The sequence below is a fragment of the Modestobacter altitudinis genome (genome assembly GCF_005930475.1).
GTDB lineage: Bacteria > Actinomycetota > Actinomycetes > Mycobacteriales > Geodermatophilaceae > Modestobacter > Modestobacter altitudinis.
On record NZ_SJEW01000129.1, the window covers coordinates 1 to 4,845 of the forward strand.

The 4,845-nt window shown below is 76.2% G+C and carries 4 protein-coding genes; 3 read left to right on the forward strand and 1 reads right to left on the reverse strand.

Features of this window, described 5'->3' with window-relative positions; genetic code table 11:
• Positions 1-12: 12 nt before the first annotated feature.
• Positions 13-603, reverse strand: coding sequence for a TetR family transcriptional regulator (locus FHL79_RS24590; protein ID WP_138761177.1), 591 nt, complete (start codon positions 601-603; stop codon positions 13-15).
• 171 nt (positions 604-774) lie between these two features.
• On the opposite strand from FHL79_RS24590, the gene FHL79_RS24595 reads away from it, so the two are divergent.
• From FHL79_RS24595 to FHL79_RS24605, 3 genes are all read left to right on the forward strand, one after another.
• The gene (locus FHL79_RS24595) at positions 775-2,229 is read left to right on the forward strand and encodes an MFS transporter (RefSeq protein ID WP_138761178.1); all 1,455 of its coding nucleotides are present in this window, start codon (positions 775-777) and stop codon (positions 2,227-2,229) included.
• 519 nt (positions 2,230-2,748) lie between these two features.
• Entirely contained in the window at positions 2,749-3,498 is a 750-nt protein-coding gene (locus FHL79_RS24600; RefSeq protein WP_138761179.1) for an ANTAR domain-containing protein, read from the forward strand.
• A gap of 71 nt (positions 3,499-3,569) precedes the next feature.
• Positions 3,570-4,721: a CaiB/BaiF CoA transferase family protein gene (locus FHL79_RS24605; RefSeq protein WP_138761180.1), complete on the forward strand. Its 1,152-nt coding sequence runs from the start codon at positions 3,570-3,572 to the stop codon at positions 4,719-4,721.
• Positions 4,722-4,845: the final 124 nt, after the last annotated feature.

Consider the following 4,845-nt stretch of genomic DNA (forward strand, 5'->3'; position numbering starts at 1 on the left):
CGCCGGGGCCGGTCAGCGCGCGGCGAGGACCTCGTCGAGGTGGGCCAGCGGGTCGGCCGGCTCGCCGGCGACCAGGTCGTCCAGCCAGACGCGGAACGCCGCGAGCGCCCGGGCGACCATCAACCGGGTCCGCCAGTCGGCCGGGGCGGACCCGGACCGGCGGCGGAGCAGCTCCTCGGTGAGCTGGCGTTCGCGGCCGGACAGGTGCAGGAAGGGGTTGGCCCGCACCGCGGAGGCGGCTGCGGCCACCTGGAAGAACACCGCCATCCGGGACCGGTCGGCGACCACGTACTCCCCCAGCTCACGCAGTGCCCGGCGCAGCGCCCGGCCGTCGTCGAGCTCGGCGGGCGCGGCCGCCAGCGCGGCGGTCAGCCGGGCGGCCATCTGCCGGGCCGGCTCGGCCAGCACGTCCTCCTTGGTCGGGAAGTACCGGAAGAAGGTGCGCGGGGCGATCTCCGCCGCGGCGCAGATGTCGGCCACGGTCACCGTGTCGTAGCCGCGGTCGGCGAACAGCTGCATCGCCACGTCGACCGTGGTGGCCCGGCTGTGCGCCCGCTTGCGCTCGCGGAGTCCCGCGGTGCCGGCCTCTGCCCGCTCGGTCACGGACGACCTCCTCAAGTGGTTGGCGTGAGCAACGACACAGCCGTGGAGCCCTGCGGATGGTCGCCCATCCGGTGGTGGTGTGCGACCGTACGACTCGTGGCAGTTTGTGCCACTTCAGTCGTCCGGCCCGTGCCCCGTCCGGGTCAGCCCCGAGTCTCCACGGGAGTCCGCATGTCCCAGACCACCCATCCCGCGGCGGGCTCCGCCACGCGTGCCGAGCCGGGTCCCGGCTGGGAGCCGCGGCAGGTCGCCGCAGTCGCGATCGTGGCCGTCTGCGGTGTCATCGTCGCGCTGACCCAGACCCTCCTGGTGCCCGTGCTCCCGGAGATCCAGCAGTCGCTGGGCAGCTCCACCAGCGGCACGCAGTGGCTGCTGACGGTGACCCTCCTGGTCGCCGCGGTCGCCGTGCCGGTCTTCGGCCGCCTCGGCGACCTGTACGGGAAGCGGTTGATGCTGCTGGTGGCTGCTGCTGCCCTCCTCGTCGGCTCGCTGATCTGCGCCTCCAGCGACTCGCTGGGCTGGCTGATCGTCGGCCGGGCCGTGTCCGGTGCCTCTGCGGCCGCGATCCCGTTGGGGATCAGCCTGATCGGATCCGTGCTGCCGGCCCAGCGGGCGGGCTCCGGCATCGCGCTGGTGAGCGCCACGCTCGGCATCGGCGGCGCCCTGGGGCTGCCGCTGGCCGCGCTGGTGGCCGAGCACGCCGACTACCACGCGCTGTTCTGGATCTGTGTCGCCGGCGGCGTCATCGCCCTCGTCGGCATCCGGCTCGCGGTCGTCGAGCCGCCGCGGGTGACCAGCGGTCGGCTCGACATCGGCGGCACCGTGCTGCTGGCTGCCGCTCTCGTCTCACTGCTGCTGCCGCTGGCCCAGGCCACGACGTGGGGCTGGGGGGACCCGAGGACCCTCGGCCTGCTCGCCGCGGCGGTCGTCCTGCTGGTCGTCTTCGTGCTGGTCGAGCGCCGGACGGCGTCGCCGCTGGTCGACTTGGTCAGCAACGCCCGCCCGGCGCTGCTGCTGACCAACATCGCGTCGATCTGCGTCGGCTTCGCCCTGTTCGCCAGCCTCATCGGCACCGCCGCCTACGTGCAGGCCCCGGCCGCCTCCGGCTACGGCTTCGGCTCCTCGGTGCTGGCCAGCGGGATGGCGATGGCCCCCAGCGGCATCGCCATGCTGCTGCTCTCGCCGGTCTCGGCGATGCTGTCCGAGCGCTTCGGCCCCAAGATCGCACTGGCCCTCGGCGCGACGGTCATCGCCCTCGGCTTCCTCTCCCGGATCGTGTTCACCGGCTCGTACCTGCAGATCGTCATCGGGACGACGATCGCCGGCGCCGGCACCGGGATCGCCTACGCCGCGATGCCTGGCCTGGTCCTGCGGGGCGCGCCGGCGTCGGAGCTCGCCGCGGCCAACGGCCTCAACGCGCTGGCCCGCAGCGTCGGCAGCTCGCTGGCCAGTGCGATCGGCGGCACCGTCCTGGCCGCGTCGACGATCACGCTGGGCGGCTACGCGCTGCCCTCGCTGACCGCCTACCGGGTCCTGTTCGCCGCCTGCGCCGGGGCGGCCGTGGTCGGTGCGCTGGTCGCGCTGGTCATCCCGACCGGGCGCACCGAGGAGCCGGCCGCCGGCTGACCGGGGCCGGCCGGGGCGTCGGCGGGCTCGAGCGGGCAGAGCCGGCCCAGCGAGGAGCGGGCCCACGCCCGCAGCTGGGGAGGCAGCGCCTCCAGGGCGCGGACGCGGTCGTCGAGGAGGCCCGGCGGGACCACCGGCCCTTCCCGCACGGGAGGTCCATCGAGGAGCACAGCGGTCACCCGACCCGGGATGGACGTGGGGTCACCGGGTCCTTGGTGACGGACCCCCGCCATACCCGGGCGCCACCGGACCATGCACCCGCCCGGGAGGGGACCAGCGTTCCCGGCACGGCGGGAACGCGTCGGGCCCGCCGGTCCGCGGAACGGCCGCCACCGCGGTACGCCGCCCGCCGCACCGGCCGGCGTCGTCGACGCGGTGCGCGACGGGACCTCACCGGTCCCGGGCTGAGCGGCGCGGGCCTCCGGCATTGCGCACCTCCCGTCGGGCTCCTAGCGTTGAGGTGCGGTCAGCAGCACCGCGCTCGCCCCGGACCCGGCGGCCTCGTCTGGGGGTGCGGTCATGAGCGAACAGCTCGGCCCGGGGACACCGGTCCCCGACCAGCTGGTGCTGGACGTGCGGATCGCCGACCGGGGGGACGGCTCGGTCCTCCTCACCGTCGCCGGCGAGGTCGACACGCTGAGCACCCCGGTCCTGCGCCGCGCGCTGGACACCGCCTGGGCGGGCCGTCCGGACCGCCTGCTGGTCGACCTCTCCGCCGTCACCTTCCTCAACGCCTCCGGGTTGCGCACGCTGCACCGCGCGGCGGCCCAGGCCGCCGCCTACCGGGCCTCGCTGCAGCTGTACGCCGCACCCGGTCTGGTGTCCCAGTCGCTGGACTGGGTGGGGCTGCCGCACTCGACGGCCGCGCGCGCCGACGCCACCTCCCGCCGGCGCGGCCCGGCGGGGCTGCACGCCGTGCCGGACATCGGCCCCGCGCCGCTGCCGGATGCCGGGGTGCGCCGGCGGGTGCCCGCGGGTGGGGACGCGACGCCGCCGTCCCTCGCGGACCCGGCCGGTGCCGCGCCCCGGCGGCTGGGTGGGCTGTTCGCCGGGGTGCCCGGGCCGGCGCAGGTCGCTGCCTCCTGGGACCGCCGGCTGCGCCGCGCCGCCGCTGCCCGGGAGGTCGTCGGTCAGGCGACCGGGATCCTGATGGAGCGGCACCTGATGACCGCCGAGGAGGCCCACCGGTGGCTGGACGCGGTCTCCCGGCTGCGCGAGGTCCCGGTGCCCGAGGTGGCGGAGAAGCTGGCCCGCACCGGCGAGTGGTGACCGCGCCCCGGCCGCCGCCGCCGGGGTGCCGCGCTTGACGACCGACCGGCTCGTGCGGTCGGGTCCCTGACATGACCACGGGACCTCTCGCCGGGCTGCGCGTCGTCGAACTGACCGGCCTGGGGCCTGCCCCGTTCGCCGCGATGCTGCTGGCCGACCTCGGCGCCGACGTGCTGCGCGTCGACCGTCCGGGCGCCCGCCCGTTCACCGGTTCGACCGAGCACGACCTGCTCTCCCGCGGCCGCCGGTCGGTGGCGGTCGACCTCAAGCACCCGGACGGCCCGGAGCTGGTCCGCCGGCTCGTCGACCGGGCGGACGTGCTGCTGGAGGGTTACCGCCCCGGGGTGACCGAGCGGCTGGGCATCGGACCGGAGGAGTGCCTGGCCCGCAACCCGCGGCTCGTCTACGGCCGGATGACCGGCTGGGGTCAGGAGGGCCCGCTGTCGGCGACGGCCGGGCACGACGTCGGCTACATCGCCGTCACCGGCGCGCTGCACGCCATCGGCCGGGCCGGCGGTCCGCCGCAGATCCCGCTCAACCTCGTCGGCGACTTCGGCGGCGGCGGGATGTACCTGGTGGTGGGCGTGCTCGCCGCGCTGCTCGAGGCCCGGGTCAGCGGCCGGGGCCAGGTGGTCGACGCGGCCATCGTCGACGGCACCGCCCACCTGGCCACGATGGTGGTCGGCATGCTCGGCGGCGGGCTGTGGCAGGACCACCGGGGCGTCAACCTGCTCGACTCCGGTGCCCCCTGGTACGACGTCCACGAGACCGCCGACGGCCGGTACCTCGCGGTGGGCGCCCTCGAGCCGCAGTTCTACGCGGAGCTGCTCGACCGGCTCGGGCTCACCGACGTCGCTCCCGACCGGGCCGGCGCGGACCCCGAGGTGTTGCGCGGGCTGCTCGGTGACGCGATCCGCCTGCGCACCCGGGACGAGTGGGTGGAGGTGTTCGAGGGCAGCGACGCCTGCGTCGCGCCGGTGCTGTCCTTCGCCGAGGCCCGCGAGCACCCGCACCTGGCCGCCCGGCAGACCTACGTCGAGCACCACGGCGTCGTCCAGCCGGCGCCGGCGCCGCGGTTCTCCCGGACGCCGGCCACGCTGGACCTCCCGCCCGCCCGCGCCGGTGCGCACACCCGGGCGGCCCTGGGCGACTGGGGCATCGAGGACGTCGACGGCCTGCTCGCCGCCGGGGCGGTGGTGGAGGACCCCGCTGGTCAGGGCTGAGCGGCGGGCGGGTCTGGTGGCTACCGTCGGCGGGGACGGCCGATGACGCCCCGACGCCGATGACGCTCCGACCCCCGATGACGCGCAGACCCCGATGACGCGCAGACCCCGATGACGCAGGGAC

Excerpts from the sequence above, each read along its gene's own strand:
- FHL79_RS24595 (WP_138761178.1), top strand. The coding sequence starts at position 775 with ATGTCCCAGACCACCCATCCCGCGGCGGGCTCCGCCACGCGTGCCGAG.
- FHL79_RS24600 (WP_138761179.1), top strand. The coding sequence starts at position 2,749 with ATGAGCGAACAGCTCGGCCCGGGGACACCGGTCCCCGACCAGCTGGTG.
- FHL79_RS24605 (WP_138761180.1), top strand. The coding sequence starts at position 3,570 with ATGACCACGGGACCTCTCGCCGGGCTGCGCGTCGTCGAACTGACCGGC.